The 20,951-nt window shown below is 70.9% G+C and carries 24 protein-coding genes; 15 read left to right on the forward strand and 9 right to left on the reverse strand.

The features are described 5' to 3' along the window. Positions 1-14: 14 nt before the first annotated feature. From trxA to ACIBQ8_RS27775, 3 genes are all read right to left on the reverse strand, one after another. On the reverse strand, positions 15-323 hold the full coding sequence (gene trxA / locus ACIBQ8_RS27765; RefSeq protein WP_221762492.1) for a thioredoxin: 309 nt from the start codon (positions 321-323) through the stop codon (positions 15-17). Continuing rightward, positions 320-694: a MerR family transcriptional regulator gene (locus tag ACIBQ8_RS27770; protein ID WP_397178529.1), complete on the reverse strand. Its 375-nt coding sequence runs from the start codon at positions 692-694 to the stop codon at positions 320-322. The genes trxA and ACIBQ8_RS27770 overlap by 4 nt, the downstream gene beginning before the upstream one ends. Positions 695-1,171: 477 nt before the next feature. After that, complete coding sequence (locus tag ACIBQ8_RS27775; protein WP_397193342.1) at positions 1,172-1,870, reverse strand: class I SAM-dependent methyltransferase; 699 nt, start codon at positions 1,868-1,870, stop codon at positions 1,172-1,174. A gap of 115 nt (positions 1,871-1,985) precedes the next feature. Between ACIBQ8_RS27775 and ACIBQ8_RS27780 the strand changes: the two genes are divergently transcribed. From ACIBQ8_RS27780 to ACIBQ8_RS27810, 7 genes are all read left to right on the forward strand, one after another. Next, on the forward strand, positions 1,986-2,795 hold the full coding sequence (locus tag ACIBQ8_RS27780) for a sugar phosphate isomerase/epimerase family protein (RefSeq protein WP_397178531.1): 810 nt from the start codon (positions 1,986-1,988) through the stop codon (positions 2,793-2,795). Then, a complete protein-coding gene (locus ACIBQ8_RS27785) occupies positions 2,792-3,580 on the forward strand; it encodes a class I SAM-dependent methyltransferase (protein ID WP_397178532.1) in 789 nt (262 codons plus the stop codon). The genes ACIBQ8_RS27780 and ACIBQ8_RS27785 overlap by 4 nt, the downstream gene beginning before the upstream one ends. A 16-nt stretch (positions 3,581-3,596) precedes the next feature. Further along, positions 3,597-4,181, forward strand: a complete 585-nt coding sequence (locus ACIBQ8_RS27790) for a TetR family transcriptional regulator (protein WP_358291609.1) — start codon at positions 3,597-3,599, stop codon at positions 4,179-4,181. A 126-nt stretch (positions 4,182-4,307) separates the two neighbouring features. Beyond that, positions 4,308-6,407, forward strand: coding sequence for a (Fe-S)-binding protein (locus ACIBQ8_RS27795; RefSeq protein WP_397178533.1), 2,100 nt, complete (start codon positions 4,308-4,310; stop codon positions 6,405-6,407). Between the two features lie 147 nt (positions 6,408-6,554). Next, positions 6,555-7,349, forward strand: a complete 795-nt coding sequence (locus tag ACIBQ8_RS27800; protein ID WP_352327379.1) for a hypothetical protein — start codon at positions 6,555-6,557, stop codon at positions 7,347-7,349. Beyond that, a complete protein-coding gene (locus tag ACIBQ8_RS27805; RefSeq protein WP_397178534.1) occupies positions 7,346-8,413 on the forward strand; it encodes a glycosyltransferase in 1,068 nt (355 codons plus the stop codon). The genes ACIBQ8_RS27800 and ACIBQ8_RS27805 overlap by 4 nt, the downstream gene beginning before the upstream one ends. Positions 8,414-8,442: 29 nt before the next feature. After that, positions 8,443-8,724 carry a metal-sensitive transcriptional regulator gene (locus ACIBQ8_RS27810; protein WP_352327377.1) on the forward strand — a complete coding sequence of 94 codons (282 nt, stop codon included), beginning with the start codon at positions 8,443-8,445 and terminating at the stop codon, positions 8,722-8,724. 119 nt (positions 8,725-8,843) lie between these two features. Here ACIBQ8_RS27810 and ACIBQ8_RS27815 read toward each other — a convergent pair whose 3' ends face one another. Together ACIBQ8_RS27815 and ACIBQ8_RS27820 are read right to left on the reverse strand one after the other, a co-directional pair. Then, positions 8,844-9,005, reverse strand: coding sequence for a hypothetical protein (locus ACIBQ8_RS27815; RefSeq protein WP_020540796.1), 162 nt, complete (start codon positions 9,003-9,005; stop codon positions 8,844-8,846). A gap of 214 nt (positions 9,006-9,219) precedes the next feature. Continuing rightward, entirely contained in the window at positions 9,220-10,548 is a 1,329-nt protein-coding gene (locus ACIBQ8_RS27820; RefSeq protein ID WP_397178648.1) for a hypothetical protein, read from the reverse strand. A gap of 74 nt (positions 10,549-10,622) precedes the next feature. Here ACIBQ8_RS27820 and ACIBQ8_RS27825 point away from each other — a divergent pair, with 74 nt between their 5' ends. Next, positions 10,623-11,501 carry a hypothetical protein gene (locus tag ACIBQ8_RS27825; protein WP_397178535.1) on the forward strand — a complete coding sequence of 293 codons (879 nt, stop codon included), beginning with the start codon at positions 10,623-10,625 and terminating at the stop codon, positions 11,499-11,501. On the opposite strand, the gene ACIBQ8_RS27830 is transcribed toward ACIBQ8_RS27825, so the two are convergent. Further along, positions 11,473-11,994, reverse strand: coding sequence for a gamma carbonic anhydrase family protein (locus ACIBQ8_RS27830; protein WP_357975257.1), 522 nt, complete (start codon positions 11,992-11,994; stop codon positions 11,473-11,475). The genes ACIBQ8_RS27825 and ACIBQ8_RS27830 overlap by 29 nt on opposite strands. A gap of 147 nt (positions 11,995-12,141) precedes the next feature. Here ACIBQ8_RS27830 and ACIBQ8_RS27835 point away from each other — a divergent pair, with 147 nt between their 5' ends. Continuing rightward, complete coding sequence (locus ACIBQ8_RS27835) at positions 12,142-13,191, forward strand: hypothetical protein (RefSeq protein ID WP_397193343.1); 1,050 nt, start codon at positions 12,142-12,144, stop codon at positions 13,189-13,191. Between the two features lie 157 nt (positions 13,192-13,348). On the opposite strand, the gene ACIBQ8_RS27840 is transcribed toward ACIBQ8_RS27835, so the two are convergent. From ACIBQ8_RS27840 to ACIBQ8_RS27850, 3 genes are all read right to left on the reverse strand, one after another. Beyond that, positions 13,349-13,591, reverse strand: a complete 243-nt coding sequence (locus ACIBQ8_RS27840; RefSeq protein ID WP_357975253.1) for a hypothetical protein — start codon at positions 13,589-13,591, stop codon at positions 13,349-13,351. Between the two features lie 138 nt (positions 13,592-13,729). Further along, the gene (locus ACIBQ8_RS27845; RefSeq protein WP_397178537.1) at positions 13,730-14,482 is read right to left on the reverse strand and encodes a GntR family transcriptional regulator; all 753 of its coding nucleotides are present in this window, start codon (positions 14,480-14,482) and stop codon (positions 13,730-13,732) included. A 153-nt stretch (positions 14,483-14,635) separates the two neighbouring features. Next, entirely contained in the window at positions 14,636-15,118 is a 483-nt protein-coding gene (locus ACIBQ8_RS27850) for a VanZ family protein (RefSeq protein WP_397178538.1), read from the reverse strand. 259 nt (positions 15,119-15,377) lie between these two features. Here ACIBQ8_RS27850 and ACIBQ8_RS27855 point away from each other — a divergent pair, with 259 nt between their 5' ends. The 6 genes from ACIBQ8_RS27855 (at position 15,378) to kynU (ending at position 20,880) form a co-directional block, all read left to right on the forward strand. Further along, positions 15,378-16,787: an aldehyde dehydrogenase family protein gene (locus ACIBQ8_RS27855; RefSeq protein ID WP_397178539.1), complete on the forward strand. Its 1,410-nt coding sequence runs from the start codon at positions 15,378-15,380 to the stop codon at positions 16,785-16,787. Further along, positions 16,780-17,577 (forward strand): 2-keto-4-pentenoate hydratase, encoded by a 798-nt coding sequence (locus ACIBQ8_RS27860; protein ID WP_397178540.1) that lies wholly within the window; start codon positions 16,780-16,782, stop codon positions 17,575-17,577. The genes ACIBQ8_RS27855 and ACIBQ8_RS27860 overlap by 8 nt, the downstream gene beginning before the upstream one ends. After that, positions 17,574-17,999, forward strand: a complete 426-nt coding sequence (locus ACIBQ8_RS27865; RefSeq protein WP_397193344.1) for a RidA family protein — start codon at positions 17,574-17,576, stop codon at positions 17,997-17,999. Before ACIBQ8_RS27860 ends, ACIBQ8_RS27865 begins: the two co-directional genes overlap by 4 nt. Next, positions 17,996-18,511, forward strand: coding sequence for a 3-hydroxyanthranilate 3,4-dioxygenase (locus tag ACIBQ8_RS27870; protein ID WP_397178541.1), 516 nt, complete (start codon positions 17,996-17,998; stop codon positions 18,509-18,511). Before ACIBQ8_RS27865 ends, ACIBQ8_RS27870 begins: the two co-directional genes overlap by 4 nt. Positions 18,512-18,576: 65 nt before the next feature. Next, on the forward strand, positions 18,577-19,671 hold the full coding sequence (locus ACIBQ8_RS27875; protein ID WP_397178542.1) for an ABC transporter substrate-binding protein: 1,095 nt from the start codon (positions 18,577-18,579) through the stop codon (positions 19,669-19,671). A 12-nt stretch (positions 19,672-19,683) separates the two neighbouring features. Then, positions 19,684-20,880, forward strand: a complete 1,197-nt coding sequence (gene kynU, locus ACIBQ8_RS27880; RefSeq protein WP_397193345.1) for a kynureninase — start codon at positions 19,684-19,686, stop codon at positions 20,878-20,880. Positions 20,881-20,951 lie beyond the last annotated feature (71 nt).

Genomic DNA, 20,951 nt, shown 5'->3' on the forward strand with positions numbered 1-20,951 from the left:
CCGACAATCCTCGACTACCGCGTGAGGCCCAGTTCCTGCACCAGCAGGCGCTTGGGACGCGCGCCCACGATCTGCCTGACGGGCTCGCCGTTCTCGAACAGCAGCAGCGTGGGCAGGCCCATCACGCCGTAGCGGGACATGATCTCGGGGTTCTCGTCGGTGTTGAGCTTGCCGATGGCCAGGCCGTGCTCGGCCTCGATCTCGTCCAGGACGGGGGCCACCATGCGGCACGGCGGGCACCACTCGGCCCAGAAGTCGACCAGCACCGGCTTGTCGCTCCTGAGCACCTGCTCCTCGAAGTTGTCGGTGGTCAACGTGATCATTTGTCTCCCCTTACGAAGCAGCCGGGACACGACTGGGCGAGCTGGGCGGCGACCTCGGCGCGGCGGGCGAGCAGCACCCGGATCTCCTCGTCGATCTGCATGATCTTGCGCTGGTAGACCTCGACGGACTCCCGGCAGGAACCGCCCGTGCTGTGGCCCGAGCGCAGGCAGTCGACGAAGGGACGGGTGTCCTCCAGCGTGAAGCCGACCGAGAGCAGCGACCGGATCTCGGCCACCAGCTTGACGTCCTCCTCGGCGTACTCGCGGTAGCCGTTGGGGCCGCGTCTGGCCGAGAGCAGGCCGTGCTGCTCGTAGTAGCGGAGTGAACGGGTGCTCACCCCGGTGCGTTCCGCCAGCTCCCCGATGCGCATGCCACCACGGTAAACGTTGACGCCGACGTCAATGTCAAGCCCGCGAGGGAGCGCCGTCGCCTGGAGGAGCGGCGGGAGCGCAGCGACCAGAGCGGGGGAAGGCGGCGGCATATGGCGACCGAGCCCGCCGAACGGAGTGAGGCCATGAGACCCGCGAGGGAGCGCCGTCGCCTGGAGGAGTGGCGGGAGCGGAGCGACCAGAGCGGGGGAAGGCGGCGGCATGTGGCGACCGAGCCCGCCGAACGGAGTGAGGCCATGAGACCCGCGAGGGAGCGCCGTCGCCTGGAGGGGCGGCGGGAGCGCAGCGACCAGAGCGGGGGAAGGCGGCGGCATATGGCGACCGAGCCCGCCTCACGGAGTGAGGCCATGAACTCAGAAGTGCCGTCGCCTGGAGGAGCGGCGGGAGCGGAGCGACCAGAGCGGGGGAAGGCGGCGGCATGTGGCGACCGAGCCGCCTCACGGAGTGAGGCCATGAGTTCAGAAGTAGCGCCAGCGCAGCACGTTCGGGTAGAAGATCTCCAGGCCGGGGGTCTCCGCGACGGCCTGCTCGGCCACCTCCGGGGCGAACTCGATGCGCAGCACGGCCTCCAGGTCGGCCCGGCGCTCGAAGGTCATCGTGAGGTCGAGCGGCCGCCGCTGCCAGCCCTGGCGGACCCAGAACGCCTCCACCTCGCGCGCCGAGTACGCCGGCACCGTGCGGGAGAACCAGCGGCCGAACGAGCCGCGGGTGGCGTCGAGGTCGATGACGAACGCGGCGCCGCCGCGGCGCACGACGCGGGACAGCTCGCGCAGGCCGGGCTCGCAGCCGGGGCCGAAGAAGTAGGCCCAGCGGGCCATGGCCACGTCGACGCTCGCGTCGGGCAGCGGGAGGTCCTGGGCGGCGGCGGCGTGCACCGAGACGTTGGGCAGGTTCGCGCAGCGGCGGCGGGCCAGTCCGGCCAGGTCGCCGTGGGGCTCGACGCCGATCACGGCGGCCGCGTCGGCGGCCAGGACGGGCAGGTGGAAGCCGGTGCCGCAGCCGATGTCGAGCACGGTCGCGCCGGCCCACGGACGCAGCTCGCGCATCGCGGCGTCGGCCGCGCCCTGGGGGTCGACGGCGCGGTTCTCCAGCTCGTAGACCTGGGGAGCGTTCCAGATGTTCGGGCTGGGGATCGCGCCTCTGGCTATCCGTGGCATGGCCCCCACCGTAGCGGGGTCAGGGGGTGTGTCTTTGGGGTGGGATGGGGGGTTGGGTAGGGCTATCTGGTGGGGCTCACGCGCCAGAGGCGCTTCTCCGGCTTAGGCTGGCAACGTGGCTGATGTCATCCGCGTGCCCAATGCGAAGATCGCATTGTCCACCGCCTCGGTATATCCAGAACGCACTCCCGACGCGTTCGAACTGGCCGCGCGCCTGGGCTACGACGGTGTCGAGATCATGGTCGGCGCCGATCCGGTGAGCCAGGACATCGACGTGATCGAGCGGCTGTCGGAGCATTATCAGGTGCCCGTCCTGGCGATCCACGCGCCCTGTCTGCTCGTGACGCAGCGGGTGTGGGGCAGAGACCCTTGGGCCAAGCTGGTCAGGGCGCAGAAGGCCGCTGAGCGCCTCGGCGCCTCGACGGTCGTGGTGCACCCGCCGTTCCGCTGGCAGCGCGACTACGCCCGCGACTTCGAGAACGGCCTGGCCCGCATGCGTGAGGAGACCGATGTCACGTTCGCGGTCGAGAACATGTTCCCGCTGCGCGCCAGGGGCAACGACGTGGTGCCGTACTCGCCCGACTGGAACCCGATCGACTACGACTTCCCGCAGGTCACCCTCGACCTGTCGCACACCGCGGTGTCCGGCTCCGACGCCATGGAGATGGCCACCAAGCTCGGCGACCGGCTCGCCCACCTCCACCTGGCCGACGGCATGGGCGTGACCAACAAGGACGAGCACCTGGTCCCCGGCAGGGGCAACCAGCCGTGCGCGCAGATGCTGGAACGCCTGGCGAACTCGGGCTACGGCGGCCTGGTGGTGCTGGAGATCAACACCCGCAAGGCGGCCAGCCGCACCGAGCGCGTCGACGACCTGGCCGAGGCGCTGGCCTTCGCCCGCCTGCACCTGGCGGCGTCCCGATGAACGTGGGGCCGACCAGGAACGTCGGGCCGACCAGAGACCTCGCGCGGGTCTTCGACAGCGTGGCCGACGCCTACGACGCGGGCCGCCCGACCTATCCCGACGAGATGTACCGCGCGCTCACCGAGGTGACCGGGATCGAGCTCGACGGCGCCACCGCGATCGACGTGGGCGCGGGCACGGGCATCCTGACGCACGCGCTGCGGGCCCGCGGCTCCCAGGTGATCGCGGTCGATCCGGGGGCGGAGATGCTGGCCCGGCTGGTCACGCGGATCGACGGCGAGCCGCCGCCGGTCGCCGCGGTGATCGCCGACGGCAACGCGCTGCCGCTGGCCGACGGGGTGGCCGACCTGGTGACGTACGCCCAGTCGTGGCACTGGCTCGACCCCGTCGTCTCGATCGCCGAGGCCAGGCGGGTGCTGCGGCCCGGCGGCGCGATCGTGGGCTGCTGGAACCTGCACCACGCGGCCCAGGCCGAGTGGCTGGCCGCCTACGAGGCGCGGCTGGCCGAGGCGGTGCCCACGTACTGGGGGCCGGCGGTCGAGGAGTGGTCGGTGCCGCCGATCGCCGCGGCCTTCGAGGTGGTCCAGGAGCGCTGGATCCCGTGGACGAGGCTGGTCGGCATCGAGGACTTCCTGCTCGACCTGCGCTCCCACTCGTACATGGCGGCGCTGTCGCCGGACGCGGCCGATGAGCTGGTCGGGCGGCAGCGCGGGGAGCTGCGGAAGGCCTTCCCCGAGGGCGTGCTGTCGGTGCCGATGCGGGTGTACCTGGCGGTGGGCCGGTGACCGGCGGGGCGCGGCCATGAGCAACGTACGACGCCGGCCCGGACGCAGGCCCGGGTCGGCCGACACGCGCGGCGAGATCCTGACGGCGGCGCGGCGGGTGTTCGCCGAGAAGGGCTTCGACAAGGCCACGGTCCGCGGGATCGCGCGGGAGGCCAAGGTCGACCCGGCTCTGGTCCACCACTACTTCGAGACCAAGGAGGGCATGTTCGCGGCGGCCATGCAGCTGCCGATCACCCCCGACGAGGTCATCCCGCTGCTGCTGGACGGCCCGCGCGAGGAGATCGGCGAGCGGCTGGTGCGGATGATCCTGCGGGTGACCGCCGAGCCGGAGACCCGCGAGCCGATGATCGCCCTGATGCGCTCGGCGCTCACGAACGAGCAGGCGGCGGCGATGTTCCGGGAGTTCATCACCAACGCGCTGCTCTTCCAGGTGGCCGACCGCCTTGGTGTTCCGCACCTACGCATCGAGGCTGCTTTTGGCCAGATGTACGGAGTGATCATGGGCCGTCACGTGATCAAATTGGAGCCGCTGGCCAGCGCCGATCCGGAGGAGCTCGTCGAGCTGATAGCCCCGACCATCCAGAGGTACTTCACGGCGTAGAGCATTGTTCTGTATAGGGCACTGACCATAGGGTATGGATGTCATCCCGGGAAGTTACTGGCCGGTAAGCTTCCTGGAAACACGTGTCCGTATGCTGGCAGCCATCGTCGTCTGTGGGAGGACCCCGTGCTCTGGGTAGCGATCATCGGGCTGGTCATGACCGTCCTGGCGGTGGCCGTCGCCGGCCGCAGGGTGTTGTTCCTGTTCAAGCTGGCGACCTCCGGGCCACCCGCGCCCGAACGCGTCGAGTACGCCAAGGAGCACGCCGCCGACGAGCTCAAGGCCCAGCTCGTCGAGGTCTTCGGCCAGAAGAAGCTGCTGAAGTGGACGCCGTCCGGCACGGCCCACTTCTTCGTCATGTGGGCGTTCTTCATCCTGCTGACCGTCTACATCGAGGCGTACGGCGCGATCATCCAGGGCGCGATCACCGGTGAGCCCGACTTCCACATCCCGCTCATCGGCACCTGGGGCGTGCTCGGCTTCCTCCAGGACTTCATCGCGGTCGCGTGTCTGCTCGGCCTGGTCGCCTTCGCGATCATCCGGGTCAAGAACTCGCCCAAGACGCTGGGCCGCAAGTCGCGTTTCTCCGGCTCGCACCTCGGCGGCGCGTGGCTCGTCCTGTTCATGATCTTCAACATCATCTGGACGCTGTTCCTGGCCCGCGGCGCCTCGGCGGCCAACGGCAACTTCCCCTACTCCTCCGGCGCGTTCGTCTCCCTGGCGCTCGGCGACGCGCTGCCGGCCAGCCCGCTGCTGGAGGAGATCGCGCTGCTCCTGCACATCGGCTTCATGCTGGTGTTCCTGGTCATCGTGGTGAACTCCAAGCACCTGCACATCTTCACCGCGCCGCTCAACGTGCTGTTCTCCCGGCGTCCCAACGGGCTCGGCGCCGCGTCCGAGCTGCGCGTCGACGGCAAGCTCGTCGACTTCGAGGACGAGGAGCTCGACGCCGAGCGCCTGGGCCGCGGCAAGATCGGCGACACCACGTGGAAGGGCTTCCTCGACTTCTACTCCTGCACCGAGTGCGGCCGCTGCCAGTCGCAGTGTCCGGCCTGGAACACCGACAAGCCGCTCTCGCCGAAGATGCTCATCCTCGACCAGCGCGACCACGCCTTCAAGGTGGCCCCGTACCTGATGGCCGCGAGCACCGAGCACGCCGACACCGACGTGCTCGCGCTGCTGGAGAAGCCGCTCGTCGGCGAGGACGGCGTCATCCACCCCGACGTGCTGTGGTCGTGCACCAACTGCGGCGCCTGCGTCGAGCAGTGCCCGGTGGACATCGAGCACATCGACCACATCCTCGACATGCGCCGCTACCAGGTCATGGTGGAGTCGTCGTTCCCGTCCGAGGCGGGGGTGATGGTGAAGAACCTGGAGAACAAGGGCAACCCATGGGGCATGTCCGAGATGAAGCGGGCCGACTGGATCGAGGAGCTCGACTTCGAGGTCGAGCTGGTCGAGGAGAAGATGCCCGAGGACGCCGAGTACCTGTTCTGGGTGGGCTGCGCGGGCGCCCTGGAGGACCGCGCCAAGAAGACCACCAAGGCGGTCGCCGAGCTGCTGCACATCGCGGGCGTGAAGTTCGCGGTGCTCGGCCCGATGGAGGCGTGCACCGGTGACCCGGCCCGCCGCCTGGGCATGGAGTACCTGTTCAACATGCTCGCCCAGCAGAACATCGAGACGCTGAACGAGGCCGGCGTCAAGAAGATCGTCGCGACCTGCCCCCACTGCTTCAACACCCTGGCCAACGAGTACCCGCAGCTCGGCGGCACCTACGAGGTCGTGCACCACACCCAGCTGCTGTCGAAGCTGGTGGACGAGGGCCTGCTCACCCCCGTCACGCCGATCGAGGAGAAGATCACCTACCACGACCCGTGCTTCCTCGGCCGCCACAACAAGGTCTACTCCCAGCCCCGCGACATCATGTCGAAGGTGCCCGGCGTGCAGACCCAGGAGATGCACCGCCACAAGGACCGCGGCTTCTGCTGCGGCGCGGGCGGCGCGCGCATGTGGATGGAGGAGCGCATCGGCAAGCGCATCAACACCGAGCGGGTCGACGAGGCGCTCACCACGAACCCCGACACCGTCTCGACCGCGTGCCCGTTCTGCATGGTGATGCTCGGCGACGCGATCAACGAGAAGAAGAACAGCGGCGAGGCCAAGGAATCGCTGGAAGTCGTGGACGTCGCGCAGCTGTTGATCAAATCGGTCAAGGGCGCTTCCTGACCACGAAAAGTCGGACTCCTCTACAGGCTCTGTAGAGGAGTTCCGCACGTCACGGGCCCCCTCGCTGGAAATCTCCCATCCACATAACGGGAAAATCACGGTAACCTCAACGTCGCATGGCCTTATTCGACGGGGAGGGGGCTGGTGATGCGCGTCGTGGTCACGGACGCCGAAGTCACCCTGGCCGACGTGCTCTCCCTGCGACTCGCCATCGATGAGCCCCTGCGTGACGGCACCGAGCTCGTGCTGCGCCATCGCGCCACGGGGGTCGAGCGCGACGTGCGCCTGGGCCGCACGGGAAGCCGGACGCGGGAGGCCACGCTGGCCGTCTCGCTGGCGCCGCTGGAGCTGACCGCCGGCCGCTGGGACGCCTACCTGCGGCACGAGGGCAGCCGCAGCCGGCTGCGCAGCGTCGACCCGGGGTTCTCGCTCGACCACCTCGACGCGTACGCGCTGTGCCGGCGGACGCTGGCCTACCGGTCGTACCGGACGCGGAACGGGTTTCTGGCCCTGAAGATAGCCGACGCCGCGCCGGTGGCCGAGGTGCGGGCGATCTGGTTCAGGGAGGGCCGGTTCGAGGTGACGGGGCTGCTGGCGTACACCGGGCTGGAGGACGACGACGCGCGCCGCGAGGCCACGCTCACCCTCGACCGCAGGCCGACCAGGGAACGGGTGTCGGCCAACGCCACCGTCCAGGGGGTGCGCTTCCACGCGGCGGTGTCGCTGGTGAACGTGGTCGAGGCCGACCCCGACACGGCCGGCACCTGGGAGCCCGCGCTGGAGGTCGAGGGCGTGCCCACGCCGCTGCGGCTGGGCGCCTGGCTCGACGACGTCGACGGCAAGCGAAGACGGCTGCACTATCCCTCGGCCGAGATCGACGGCGTGCCCGTCCGGCCCTGTTACACCGCCGACGACGAGCTGCGCATCGAGGTGGGCGGATGAAGGTCAGCCTGGTGCTCGCCTCGGCCTACGGCATGCGCGGCGACGTGCGGGCGACGCTCAACCTCGCCACCGCCCTGTCCGAGCGGCACGAGGTCGAGGTCATCAGCGTCCGGCGGCAGAAGGAGAAGCCGTTCTTCCCCGTCGGCTCCAAGGTGGCCATGCGCAGCCTGGTCGACGCCCGTCCAGGGGTGCGCCACCTGCTGCCGCGCGGCCAGATGCGCACCGAGATGGCGCTCTGGCGGCTGCTGCGCGGGCTCAGGTCCGACGTGCTGATCACCACCAGGCCGGGCATCGGCGTCCAGGTGGCGCGGCATGCTCCACGTGAAACCATCAAGATCGCCAGGGAGTGGGGGCGGCCCGCCGTCCCCGGGCCGGTGCAGCGGCTCTACCCGCGCCTCGACGCGGTCGTGACGGCCACGGAGTCGGCCCAGGAGGAGTGGGGCAGGCTGCTCGGCGACGGGTCCGCCGTCCACTCCGTGCCGGACGCGCTGCCGGGCGGCCCGTGGCCGCGGTCGCGGATGGACAACCGGATCGTGGCGGCCGGGGGGCGGTGGGTGTCGGTCAAGGCGTACGACCGGCTGATCAGGGCGTTCGCGATCGTGGCGGACAAGCGTCCCGACTGGCGGCTGCGGCTCTACGGCGGCGGCCCCGAGGAGCGGCGGCTGCGGTCGCTGGTGAGCGAGCTCGACCTGCACAACCACGTCTACTTCATGGGCGTCACGCCCGACCTGGCGGGGGAGTTCGCCAAGGCGTCGATCGTGGCCAACCCCTCCCGCAGCGAGGACCTGGGCATGACCGTGCTGGAGGCCATGGGGTGCGGGGTGCCGGTGGTGGCCTTCGAGGGCGCCAGGGGCCCCAGGGAGTTCGTGGCGACCGGCTACAACGGCGTGCTGGTTCCGGAGAGCGAGAGCGAGGCGCAGCACTTCGCGGGCGCGCTGCTGGCGCTCATCGACGACGAACGCCGCCGCCGCTCGCTGGCGGCCGGCGCCCTCGACACCGCAGTGCGCCATTCGGCCGAGGAAGTCGCCGGACAGTGGGAGAAGCTGCTGTCAGATCTCCGCTAGCTCATACGGGTTACGGGTACCGTAGAAGCATGCATGGGTACAGCGGAGACAAGCAGGCATATCTGACGCGGCTCCGGCGAATCGAGGGCCAGATCAGGGGCCTGCAGCGCATGGTCGACGACGATGCCTACTGCATCGACGTGCTCACCCAGGTCTCCGCGGCCACGCGGGCCCTTCAGGCCGTGGCGCTCGGGCTGCTGGAGGAGCACATCTCCCACTGCGTCGCCGACGCGATCAACACGGGCGGCCCGGAGGCCGAGGCGAAGGTGAAGGAGGCGTCGGCCGCCATCGCCCGCCTGGTCAAGTCGTAGGGGGTCGCCTCCTCCATACGTAGGAGAGGCGCACCCTCGATTGACTAGTTACCTGTAATAGCCGGGAACCACTGTCCCGGACCCCACAGGAGCCCGGGACAGGTAATTTTCGATGGTCTTCAGCGACTCGCCGAAGTCCGCAATCCGAGCGCGTCGTCGAGTTCGTCCAAGGTCAGCCGCCGCTCGCTGACAGCCACGGCCGTGAGCACCTCGGCGTAGAGCGCAATCTCGTCCAACGCGACACGGTCGTGGACCCGAGAGTCCAGGTCGTCGTGCCCCACCGCGTCGTCCTTCCTTCCGCAGCCCACACCCTCTACGAGGTTACGGCGAGGGCCCTTCCGGCGACATGGCCCATCGGAGTCATTCCTTTCGGCGTCACGGGGGCCCCACAGGGATCATTTCCCGAAGTCGAGATCACAATTCAGCGAATTGCCCGGTGACTGAAGTGATAGAGGGATATAGGCGGAGTAAGGGTGAAATAACGGTAATAGTGCGTTACGGGTGACCGATGTGGTGGTCGTCGCGTTCGTGGATCAGCTCCCGGACCAGCGCGCTCTGCCCGGCCAGGCCGTGCTGCGGCACCTTGGCGCCGGTCAGCCGTCCCCACGCCAGGCAGGTGGCGTACGCGGCGCCCAGCACGGCCGCCTTGCTCTCCCGGTCGGGCGGCGTCACCACCGCCGCCTGCGGCGCCGGCACTCCGCCCGGACGGGCGGGGAAGCCCTCCGGCTCGGTGCGCTCGGCCGCCGACGTGCCCGTCAGCCCGGCACGCTCCAACTCCACGTACGCCCGCCGCAACCGGTGGTTCAGCCGCTCGGGCAGCATCCTCCTGGAGTCCGACAGGTCGGCCAGGTACGCCGCCGCCGCTCCGGACGCGTCCTCCACGAAGCCCAGCGCCTCGACCAGGTCGTACACCGAGTGGGCGAAGTAGGCGTCGGGATCGGTCTCGGGCAGCAGGGCCAGGGCCAGCCGCGGCGGGCAGCGGTCGAGCCAGGCCCGGCGCACGGCGTCGTCCCCCCGCGCGGCCGTGGCGTCGTCGCGGCCGGGCCGGCGCAGCACCGGCTCCACCATCGTCAGCAGCGCCAGCGCCCGCGGCCTGAACCGGATGTCGGACAGCAGCACCTGGGCGGTGTCGGCGATCAGCGCCGCCAGCCGGAGCGCGGCCCGCGGCCGGCCCGCGCGGGTGCGCTCGGACACCAGCGTGACCAGGTCGAGCAGCGGCGGCGCGGGCAGCCAGCGCACCCATTCGTCGCCGGGCAGCGAGCGGCGCAGGTACTCGCCGAACAGGGTGATCAGGCGCTCGTTGCCGTCGAAGGCCGGCGCGTACGCGCACCACATGACCGTCCCCCAGACGGCGGCGACCGTGCTCGGCACGTCGGCGGCGAAGATCTCCCCGAAGGCGGTCAGCGGGTAGTCCAGCTCCGACTTGCGCCCGGCCCCGCGGACGATCTCCGCGATCTGCCCGGTCACCACCGGCAGCACGTCGGGCCCGATGAACGCCTGGGTCGAGCCCGGCTCGGCGGCGAAGTCGGGCCCGGTGGGCACCACCTCGTCCGGCAGCGCGGCCGTCGCGTGCCCCACCTTGCGCGCCCGTTCGCCCCTGGGCGGCGGCGCTGGGTGCCAGCGGCCGTCGCCGGGGTCGTGCAGGTGCCAGCGGGCGTACGCGCCGTAGAGCCAGCGGTCGCCGTCCTGGGTCACCAGGACCCTGGCCGCCAGGACGTGCGCGCGGTCGGGCACGGACAGGCCCTGCCAGCGCGGGTCCGCGACCATCGCGCGGACCTCCGCCTCTGCCGAGGTGAACGCATCCCAGGGGCGCACGGCCGTCATCGTACTGGGCCGCCCGACGTCACCCGTCGGCATTTCACGGCAGAATGTCCGCTATGAGGGCAAAGGTGGCAGGGGTGTTGGCAGTGGCGGGTGTGGTGAGCGGCTGCGGGACCGCCGCGGCGCCGCCCACTCCCACCGGTCCCGGCGTGCTCACCGTCCAGAACGCCCAGGCGCCCACGCCCGGCGGCGAGGTCGGATCGGCCTCCAGCGAGTTCGCCGACGCCGCGGAACTGGCCGTGTGGAGCAAGCTGAGCGACACCGAGAAGGACGTCGACAGGATCGCCAAGCTCGACGTGAACAAGACCGCCAAGGGCGCCCTCTACCTGGAGCCGAAGACCTCCACCTGGTACGACGCCTTCCGCGGCCCCTTCGTCTACCAGGAGCTGGCCGGGGACATCGTCATGCACGCCCGGGTCAAGGTCACCGGCAAGAAGGGCGGCAGGCCCGCGCGCAAGTTCTCGCTCGGAGGGCTCATGGCCCGCCAGCCCGGCACGTACGACAAGCCCGTGTGGATGTCCGTCACCACCGGCACCGCCGACGCGGCCGGGCAGGTCGAGGCCAAGTTCACCCAGGACGGCAGCTCCAAGCCGCTGGAGGTGGCGGTCAAGGGCGGCTGGGTGGACCTCGTCCTGGCCCGGCTCGGCCGGGTCGCCGTCGCGCTCTACAAGGAGGACGGCGGCGCCTGGAAGGTCGCCAGACGCTGGCCCTCGAACCTCCCCGAGGTGCTGCAATGGGGTGTCACCGCCTACACCGACTGGGACAGCTACGGCGCGCTGAAGAAGGACGCCGCCAAGGCCAACGCCAAGCAGGTCAAGGGCGTGCCCGACCTCAAGCTGACCGTCGACTTCGTCCGCTTCCTCCGCCCCGAGCTGCCGGAGTACGCCGACCCGCTCAACACCGCCTCGGTGTCGGACCAGGTCCTGATCAAACTGCTGACGCCTGCCGGTGCCTGACCGCCTTGGCCATGTAGTTGTCCGGCGTGCGGGCGAAGGAGGCCCGGTCGTCGTCGGTGAGCTCGCGCACGATCCGGCCGGGCACGCCGGCGACCAGCACCCCGGACGGGATCTTCTTGCCCGGCCCGACCAGCGCTCCGGCGGCGACCAGCGTGCCCGCGCCCACCCGGGCGCCGCCCAGCACGATCGCGCCGATGCCGACCAGCGCGCCGGTCTCGACGTGCGCGCCGTGGACCATGGCCTTGTGGCCCAGGCTGACCCGGTCCTCCAGGATCGCCGGCTGGCCCGCGTCGGCGTGCAGGCAGCACAGATCCTGTACGTTGCACTCCTCGCCGATCTCGATCCGCTCGTCGTCCCCGCGGAGAACGGAGCCGTACCAGATGCTGGACGCCCGGCCCACCCGCACACTCCCGACCACGACGGCGCCGGGCGCGATGTACGCCTCCGGGTGGATGTCCGGCACTGCCCCGTCGTCCAACGCTGCTATGTACATTCGTCCAATCGTAATTCCCGCCCCAGGTGTGGCGTTCCGGTTGCGGACGTGGGCAGATGGCAGGAAAGTCGTTTCCTGACGTCTCGTCGTCAGACCCTCACAACCCGCAGTTTTCCCCCGCCTCACGCAAACCCTTAGGTAACCCCCATGACAAACCAGCACGAGAGCATTCCCGATCTGATGCAAGAGGACACCTTCGAAGTCGTGATGCGCGGCTACAACCGCCGTCAGGTGCACGACTACATGATCCGTACCCGGAACCAGATCCGGGATCTGGAAGAGCGGCTGGCACGGGCGATCGACCAGGCGGAGCAGGGCCGGGTCGAGCTGGCGGAGGCCAGGCGGCGGATGGTCGAGGCGCCCCAGAGCTACGAGGACCTCAGCCCGCGGCTCGCGCAGATCCTCAAGCTGGGCGAGGAGGAGGCCGCGGCCAAGCGCGCCGACGCGGAGGCCGAGGCGACCGCCGTGCGGGAGAGCGCCAGGGCCGAGGCCGAGCGGCTGGTGACGACGTCGCGCGAGACGTCCGACAAGATGCTGACCTCGGCGCAGGCGGAGGCCGAGCGGCGGGTGGCCGAGGCCACGCAGGCGGCCGAGCGCATGCTGGCCCAGGCGGGCGCGGACGCCGAGGAGCAGCTCGGGTCGGCCCGCAGCGAGGCCGAGAGCCTGCTGCGCGACGCGCACGCCGAGGCCGAGCGGGTGGTCGGCGGGGCGCAGGCCGAGGCGGAGCGCATGATGGCGGCCGCCAACGCGCAGGCCGAGCAGCTCGTGGCGGGGGCGCACGCGGAGGCCGAGTCGATGCTGGCGGCGGCGCGTCAGCGCACGGCCTCGCTCGACGAGCACGCCGGGCGCCGGGTGGAGTATCTGACCAACACCCACACCGAGGTCGTGCGGCGGCTGACCGAGATCGGCTCGGTGCTCGGCGACCTCATGCGCACCGAGGCGGCGGCCGGGCAGCTCGTGCCGGAGTCGGCGCTGCCGCCCGCGCCGGCCGCCCCTCAGCAGCCGGTGGCCGCTCAGCAGCCGGTCGCCGTGCCGGCGCCCGCGCCGGAGCCCGCCATCGAGGCCGCGCCGGCCCCGCAGCACTCCGCGCAGGACGACGTGCGGGTCATCGTCGAGCAGGACGAGGAGAAGCCGAAGGAGAGCGTCTCCGACGACACCGACGTGCACATCCTGCGGCTGGGCGAGTACCACACCTAGAGCGTGAAGGGGCGGGGAGCGGAAGCCCCCGCCCCCGATAGGGTCGGAGACTTCCGCGTTCGTGGCCCCGTTGGGGGCCCGGTGCCGGGGCCGCCGAGACGCTGGACCCGGCACCGGGCTGCTCGCGTGCGAGCCGCGGAACGCTCCACGGCCCGCGTCAGGGAGGAGCGGGGCCGGCCCACCAGCGGGGCTGCCGGCCGGTCCGTTCCTCCTGGTCCCGGAGCTGGTCGCGCAGGCCGTCCGGGTCGTCCGCGTCGATGGTCATCGCACATCCGGCCTCGCGCTGCGCCGCGTCGAGCGGATGGTGCCGCGTGGCCCACCAGCGGCCCGCGTCGCTCCGCCAGATGGTCCACCTGGGGTACTCCCGGGCGATCTCGGCAAGATGCCGGTCAACGGACATCCGCGCACCTCTCCCGGGCCCCAGGCGAAGGTTCCATCTCCTGTACGGTTCCATCTCCTTAGAAGATGAGGGACCTCTCTAGAGAAATCAATGATCGTGATGGACAGGTCAACCTATCGCTTGACAGATCGGGTTGAACTAGGCGTCGAAGTCGTACTGGAGTACGTATGCCGCCGAGTCCAAAACCATCTCGTTGAGCTCGACGGGTCTGCCGCCCGCCGTGTACGCGGTGCGGGCGATGACGATGACGGGGGTTCCGCCGGGCAGGTCGAGCAGCCCGGTCTCGCGGGGGCCGGGCATGCGGGCCCGCACCTCCTCGGTGAAGTGGGCCGGGGGCAGGCCCAGGTCGCCGAGCCTGGCGTAGACGCCGCCCGGCCCGGTGTCGGGCATGGTGATGGCGCTGCCCTGGACCAGGCGGGCGGGGAAGGAGGAGGTCGCCAGTTGCACGGGCCGGCCGTCCACGGAGTAGCGGCGCCGGCGCACCCACACCTCGCCGCTCTCCAGGACGCCCGCCACCTCCTCCGATGCGCGCTCCAGCACCACCTCCACCTGGTCCACGGTGAAGGGACGGCCCCGGGTGTCGGCGTCCCAGATGGCACGCCCCTGACCCCACTGCTCTCGTGACAGGCGGCGCGAGCCGTGTCTGCGGATCGGTTTGAACAGGCGCACGTAGACCCCCGAACCTCGTTTGGGCACCGCCAGCCCTTCGTTGATCAGTACGGCAAGCGCCTGCCTGGCGGTGGCGCGTGCGATTGCGTAGTCGGCCATGAGCGCGTTCTCGCCCGGTAGGCGGTCCCCGTCGCGCAGTTCGCCGGACAGGATCCGGGCGCGGAGGCCGTCGGCGATGCGGCGATAAATAGGGGGCTCGTGGGGTACCGGGGATTCAGACACGTTTCGATCACCCTCTGTCACCAACCAGGTTGTGGCGTCTCCAGAGAACTTGCCCCGTCTTGTCCACGATCGCACAGATACAGAGGTTGGTCCCGAGCTTCTTTTGAGCTGATCGTGCCTGTGTGATGAATGCGAGGACGTTTATGCAGACCGTTACCGTGGAACGGTCTGGGCCGCTATTCGCGGGGCCCACCAGCGGCGAGTAACCGACGCGGCCAGCACCGCGCCCGCGGTGTTCATGATCACGTCGTCCACGGAGGAGAACCGGCCCAGTCGCAGGGCGTACTGGAGGAACTCGACCGTGACCGAAAAGGCCGCCGCGACGGCCGCAACCCGGCCGTGGGAGGCCATCGCGGCGGTCCGTACGGGCAGCAGGGCGCCCAGCGCGGCGAACACCAGCAGATTGCCCCCGACCTGCACCGTCACCGTCTCCCACGAGGCTCCGGCGAGGTCGGCGAGGTCCATGAACGGGACGAGCCCGACCCCGGCCCGGCCGGTGGACGGCGTGAGGATCATCCACACCCACGGCGCGGTCCCGACGACGACGCCGACGTCGGCGAGCGAGGTGCGCAGCGGCGCCGGATGCCCGGCCCTGGCCCGGCGGCGGGCGAGCAGGACGATCACCAGGGCGGCCACGGGAAGCGCAATAACCCCAGCAATGATGATATTTCCCCACAATTCCCATGTGCGCGCCATTTGGCCATCATCCCGGGCGGCCGAGGGGTACCGGAAGATGTCTGTATGGACAGGTCCGCCAGGGGCCCGGCCGAGGGGTGGCTCAGTGTCACCGGCGCCACCGAGGCCTGACGGGCCCGCGCGGTTCCCGCCCCCGCCGGACTGTTGTCTGACCGTCGCCCGACGATCTATACCGGGAGTGAGGCTAGAGGAGGCTGCTGTGCTGACCCATTTCATCGGCGGGCTGCCGGTGGCGGCGGGCAACGCGTTCCCGGTCCACGACCCGGTGACGGGCGCGGTGATCAGGCAGGTGCACGAGGCCGATCCTGAGGTGGTCGACCGGGCGGTGCGCGCGGCCAGGGAGGCGGCGCGCGACTGGGCGGGGCTGCCGGTGGCCGAGCGGGCCGGATGGCTGCGCCGCCTGGCCGAGGGCATCGAGGTCCGCTTCGACGACCTGGTCACGGCCGAGATCGCCGACACCGGAAAGCCGCTCGGCCAGACCCGCACGCTCGACGTGCCGCGCGGCATCGCGAACTTCCGCGCGTTCGCCGAGATCGCCTCCCAGCGCCCCGACGACGCCTTCCACCTCGCCGGCGTGCTGAGCTACACCGTGCGCAGGCCGCTCGGCGTGGTCGCCGTGATCGTGCCGTGGAACCTGCCGTTCCTGCTCATGACGTGGAAGCTGGCCCCCGCCCTCGTCGCCGGCAACACCGTGGTGGTCAAGCCGTCGGAGCACACGCCCGGCTCGGCCGCGGTCTTCGCCGAGATCTGCGCCGAGGCCGGCCTGCCGCCGGGCGTGGTCAACATCATCTTCGGGCACGGCCCGGCGGGCCAGCTCCTCGTCGAGCACCCGGGCGTGGACGGCGTGACGTTCACCGGCTCGACCGCGACCGGGACGCAGATCATGAAGACGGCCGCCGACCGGGTCAAGCCGATCTCGTTCGAGCTGGGCGGCAAGAACGCGGGCCTGGTCTTCGAGGACTGCGACCTGGGCAGGGCCGTCGAGGGCACGGTGAAGTCGGTGTTCACCAACGGCGGCCAGGTGTGCCTGTGCACCGAGCGGCTCTACGTCGAGCGGCCGATCTTCGAGGACTTCTGCGGCCTCCTGGCCGCGCGCGCCCAGGAGGTCGAGCCGCAGCCGATGATCTCGGCCGGGCATCGGGAGAAGGTGCTGTCCTACTACGCCCTGGCCCGCTCGGAGGGGGCCAAGGTGCTCACGGGGGGCGGCGTCCCGACGTTCGGCGACCACCGCGATTCCGGATATTTCGTGGAACCGACGGTAATGACAGGGTTGTCGGAGTGGTCCCGCTTCAATCGAGAGGAGATCTTCGGTCCCGTGTGCCACGTGGCTCCTTTCGACAGCGAGGCCGAGGCGATCGACCTGGCCAACGGCAGCGAGTACGGCCTGGCCGCCACCCTCTGGACCACCAACCTCGACCGCGCCCATCGCGTGGCCCAGCGTCTGGAGGCGGGGCTGGTCTGGGTCAACACCTGGTACCTGCGCGACCTGCGCACCCCGTTCGGCGGCGTGAAGCTGTCGGGCATCGGCAGGGAGGGCGGCACGCAGTCGCTCGACTTCTACTCCGAGCCCACCACGATCACCATCAAACTGGAGCAACCCGATGCATGACGAATGGTCCCTGGCCGTCGACACCCGGGGTCAGGCCGCCGAGCGGCTCGTCGAGGCCGCACGTACCGGAAAGCCCTGCGCGCCGCTCACGGACCTCATCACCACAGTGGCCGACGCCTACGCGGTGCAGGACATCAACACCCGGCGGGCGCTGGCCGAGGGCCGGCGCCCGGTGGGCCGGAAGATCGGCGCCACCAACCCGCTGCTGCAGCGGAAGTTCGGCATCGACCAGCCCGACCACGGCATGCTCTTCGCCGACATGGCCGAGCTCGACGGCCGGCCCATCAAGGTGGAGCGGTTCCTGCAGCCGCGCGCCGAGGCCGAGGTCGCGCTCGTGTTCGGCAGCGACCTGACCGAGGGGCCGTTCACGCTGGTGGACGTGATCAGGGCGGTGGAGTTCGCGCTGCCCGCCATCGAGATCGCCGACTCGCGCATCGCCGACTGGGACATCACGATCGCCGACACCGTCGCCGACAACGCCTCCTCCGGCGCGTACGTGCTGGGCGCCACGCCGAAGCGGCTGACCGACCTCGACCTCGGCGCGGCGGCGATGACGATGACCCGCGACGGCGAGGAGGTCTCGGCCGGATCCGGAGCCGCGTGCATGGGCAACCCGCTGAACGCCGCCCTCTGGCTGGCCGGCGCGCTGGCCGCCACCGACCGCCCGCTGCGCGCCGGGGACGTCGTCCTGACCGGCGCGCTCGGCCCGGTCGTGCCGGTCGAGGCCGGGAACGTGTTCGAGGCCAGGATCGAGGGTCTCGGCTCGGTGCGGGCGGTGTTCGGCGCGTGAGCCGCGAGGCCATCCGCGTCCCCGGCAAGGCCGTGCCCCGGGGACGGTTCCCGCACGTCAAGCGCGCGGGCGACTTCCTGTACGTCTCCGGCACCAGCTCCCGCCGGCCCGACGGCACCTTCGCGGGCGCCCGCGCCGACCGGTTCGGCGTCACCGACCTGGACATCCGCGCCCAGACGCGGGCGGTCATCGAGAACATCGGCGACCTGCTCACGGCCGCCGGAGGCTCGCTCGCGGATCTCGTACAGATCACCACGTACCTGGTAAACATGAACGACTTCAAGGGCTACAACGAGGTGTACGCCGAATTCTTCGACGAGGAGGGTCCGACCAGGACCACGGTGGCGGTGCATCAGCTCCCGCACCCGCACCTGCTCATCGAGATGCAGGCCGTCGCCTACCATCCACAGGAGCGACCATGATTCCCCCCATTGACTTCACCAAGTGGATCGACGAGCACGCCCACCTGCTCAAGCCGCCGGTCGGCAACAAGGTGGTCTTCGAGGGGGCCGAAGACTTCATCGTGATGGTGGTCGGCGGGCCCAACTCCAGGACCGACTTCCACGTCGATCCGTACGAGGAGCTGTTCTACCAGGTGCGCGGCAACATGCACGTCAACGTGGTGACCGAGAACGGCCCCGAGACCGTGCACGTCAGGGAGGGCCAGATGTGGCTGCTGCCGGCGCGCATGCCGCACTCGCCGCAGCGCCCGGAGGCGGGGTCCGTCGGGCTGGTGGTGGAGCGCATCAGGCCCGAGGGCGAGCTGGAGAGGTTCCAGTGGTACTGCGCCGAGTGCGGCGCCAAGGTCCACGAGGTCGAGCTCCAGGTGCGCGACATCGTCAAGGACCTGCCGCCGGTCTTCGAGGCGTTCTACGGCGACGAGAAGGCCCGCACGTGTGACCGGTGCGGCGCGCTGCACCCCGGCAAGGGATAGCTGGCCACCGGCGCCCGCACGCCGCGCGTGCCCGGGGCGTCGGGCGAGGGCTGAAGGGGGCTCCCATGCGCGTTGCCGTGCTGGGGCTGGTCGCGCTGATGGTCGCCGGCTGCGGCGGCGCGGTGCCCCTCGCCGCGGAGGACGAGCCCGTACGGGTCGGCGCGATCATCTCGCAGACCGGCGTGTACGCCACCCTCGGCGACGACATGGAGACCGCCATGCGGCTCTACCTGGACGACCACCACGGCCTGCTCGGCGGCCGGCCGGCCCGGCTGGTCGTGGCCGACGACGCCAGCAGCCCGGAGATCGGCGCGGAGCAGGCCAGGAAGCTGATCGACGGCGGGGCCGACGTGCTCACCGGCCTGATCGCCTCGCCGGTCGCCGTCTCGGTGGTCAAGGAGGCGGCCGGCACCCCGGTGGTGATCGCGAACGCGGGCGCCGACCAGCTCGGCGGGCCCGGCGTCTTCCGGGTGTCCTACACCAACCGCGCCCACGGCTACGCGGCCGGCCGGTACGCCGCCGAGCACTACGCCGGCCAGGACGTGGTGCTCATGGCCTCCGACTACTCCGCGGGCACCGAGACCCTGACCGGCTTCGCCGAGGGATACGGCGCCGGGCCGCTCAGGCGCATCCTGACGCCGTTCGGCGGGCAGGCCGACCTGGAGCCGTACCTGGCGCGCATACCGCGCGAGGCGCGGCTTCTGTACGCCTTCTACGCGGGCGGGGAGGCGGTCGCGTTCGTCAAGGCGTTCAAGCGGTTCGGCTACGATGCCAGGATCAAGCTGCTGGCCTGCCAGAACCTGGCCGACGAGGACGTCCTGCGCGCGGTCGGCCGGGACGCCGAGGGCATGGTCAGCGTCGGGCTCTGGTCGCCCGCGCTGGAGAACCCGGCCAACGCCGCGTTCGTGGCGGGGTGGCGGGCGCGCACCGGGCGGAACCCGTCCGCGGTCGCGCTCCAGAGCTGGGACGCGATGCGGCTGATCGACCGGGCGGCGGCCGCCGGCGGCGACCTGACGAAGGCGCTGGCCGGGGTGGGGGAGCTCGACGGCCCGCGGGGGCCGCTCCGGCTGGACTCGGCCCACAATCCGGTGCAGAACTGGTACGTCCGCGAGTACCAGAATGGTGTAAACCGGATAATCGCCACCATCTCACCCCCGTAAGGAGCACAACCCGTGCTGGACCGCGACGCCTGCCTCGCCCTCGACGCCGACGATCCGCTGCGGCCGTTCAAGGACGAGTTCGTCCTGCCCGAAGGGGTCGTCTACCTCGTGGGCAACTCGCTCGGCGCGATGCCCCGCCGCGCCGCCGAACGGGTGCGCCGCACGGTCGAGGACGAGTGGGGCGGCCAACTGGTCGGCGGCTGGAACGCGGCCGGCTGGTACGACCAGCCGCTGACCGCCGGTGACCGGCTCGCGCCGCTGATCGGGGCCGGCCCCGGCCAGGTCGTCGTGGGCAACACCACCACGATCGCCGCCTACCAGGCGCTGGCCGCCGCCGTACGGCTGCGCCCCGGCCGCAAGGTGATCGTCTCCGACCCGCGGAACTTCCCCACCGACCACTACATCGCCCAGGGCCTGGCCCGGCTGCTCGGCGACTACGAGGTGCGCGACTACGCCGAGGGCCGCTTCGACGACGCGGCCGTGGTGCTGCTGTCGGAGGTGGACTACCGCACCGGCGCCAGGCGGCACGTGCCCTCGGTGACCGCCCAGGTCCAGGCGGCCGGGGCGCTCATGATCTGGGACGTGTGCCACAGCGTCGGCGCCATGGAGGTGGACGTGTCGCAGGCCGACTTCGCGGTCGGGTGCACGTACAAGTACCTCAACGCCGGACCCGGCGCGCCCGCCTTCCTCTACGTCAACCCGCGCCACCACGCCACCGCCGAGAACGTGCTGTCCGGCTGGCACGGCCACGCCGAGCCGTTCGCCTTCGAGACCGGCTACCGCCCGGCCGAGGGCATCCGGCGCTTCGCGGTCAGCACGCCGCACGTGGTGTCCTTCGCCGCGCTGGAGGCGGCGCTGGACATCTGGGAGCGGGTGCCCATGGCCCAGGTGCGGGCCAAGAGCGTCGCGCTGACCTCGCTCTTCGTCGACCTGGTCGGCGACGCGCTCAAGCCGGTCTCGCCCGCCGAGCCGGACGCGCGCGGCAGCCAGGTCTGCTTCCACCACCCGGACGGCTACCCGGTCATGCGGGCCCTCATCGACCGGGGGGTGCACGGCGACTTCCGCGCGCCCGACGTCCTGAGGTTCGGCTTCGCGCCGCTCTACATCGGCTACGCCGACGTCCACGACGCGGCCACCACGCTGCTGGAGGTGCTGGACAAGGAGCTGTGGCGGGACGAGCGGTACGCCCGGCGGCTCGCGGTCACCTGATCGGGCGAGTCCCCTCCCTCCTGAGAGCGAGCCGGAAGATCGCCGTCGTCGGCGATCCGCCGCCAGGGGGT

Origin of the sequence: Nonomuraea sp. NPDC049646, from assembly GCF_044465525.1 — a bacterium.
GTDB lineage: Bacteria > Actinomycetota > Actinomycetes > Streptosporangiales > Streptosporangiaceae > Nonomuraea.

Excerpts from the sequence above, each read along its gene's own strand:
- ACIBQ8_RS27790 (WP_358291609.1), top strand. The coding sequence starts at position 3,597 with ATGAGCAACGTACGACGCCGGCCCGGACGCAGGCCCGGGTCGGCCGAC.
- ACIBQ8_RS27875 (WP_397178542.1), top strand. The coding sequence starts at position 18,577 with ATGCGCGTTGCCGTGCTGGGGCTGGTCGCGCTGATGGTCGCCGGCTGC.
- ACIBQ8_RS27840 (WP_357975253.1), bottom strand. The coding sequence starts at position 13,591 with ATGTCCGTTGACCGGCATCTTGCCGAGATCGCCCGGGAGTACCCCAGG.
- ACIBQ8_RS27810 (WP_352327377.1), top strand. The coding sequence starts at position 8,443 with ATGCATGGGTACAGCGGAGACAAGCAGGCATATCTGACGCGGCTCCGG.
- ACIBQ8_RS27770 (WP_397178529.1), bottom strand. The coding sequence starts at position 694 with ATGCGCATCGGGGAGCTGGCGGAACGCACCGGGGTGAGCACCCGTTCA.
- ACIBQ8_RS27870 (WP_397178541.1), top strand. The coding sequence starts at position 17,996 with ATGATTCCCCCCATTGACTTCACCAAGTGGATCGACGAGCACGCCCAC.
- ACIBQ8_RS27785 (WP_397178532.1), top strand. The coding sequence starts at position 2,792 with ATGAACGTGGGGCCGACCAGGAACGTCGGGCCGACCAGAGACCTCGCG.
- ACIBQ8_RS27800 (WP_352327379.1), top strand. The coding sequence starts at position 6,555 with ATGCGCGTCGTGGTCACGGACGCCGAAGTCACCCTGGCCGACGTGCTC.
- trxA (WP_221762492.1), bottom strand. The coding sequence starts at position 323 with ATGATCACGTTGACCACCGACAACTTCGAGGAGCAGGTGCTCAGGAGC.
- ACIBQ8_RS27830 (WP_357975257.1), bottom strand. The coding sequence starts at position 11,994 with ATGTACATAGCAGCGTTGGACGACGGGGCAGTGCCGGACATCCACCCG.
- ACIBQ8_RS27835 (WP_397193343.1), top strand. The coding sequence starts at position 12,142 with ATGACAAACCAGCACGAGAGCATTCCCGATCTGATGCAAGAGGACACC.
- ACIBQ8_RS27805 (WP_397178534.1), top strand. The coding sequence starts at position 7,346 with ATGAAGGTCAGCCTGGTGCTCGCCTCGGCCTACGGCATGCGCGGCGAC.
- ACIBQ8_RS27820 (WP_397178648.1), bottom strand. The coding sequence starts at position 10,548 with ATGACGGCCGTGCGCCCCTGGGATGCGTTCACCTCGGCAGAGGCGGAG.
- ACIBQ8_RS27775 (WP_397193342.1), bottom strand. The coding sequence starts at position 1,870 with ATGCCACGGATAGCCAGAGGCGCGATCCCCAGCCCGAACATCTGGAAC.
- ACIBQ8_RS27860 (WP_397178540.1), top strand. The coding sequence starts at position 16,780 with ATGCATGACGAATGGTCCCTGGCCGTCGACACCCGGGGTCAGGCCGCC.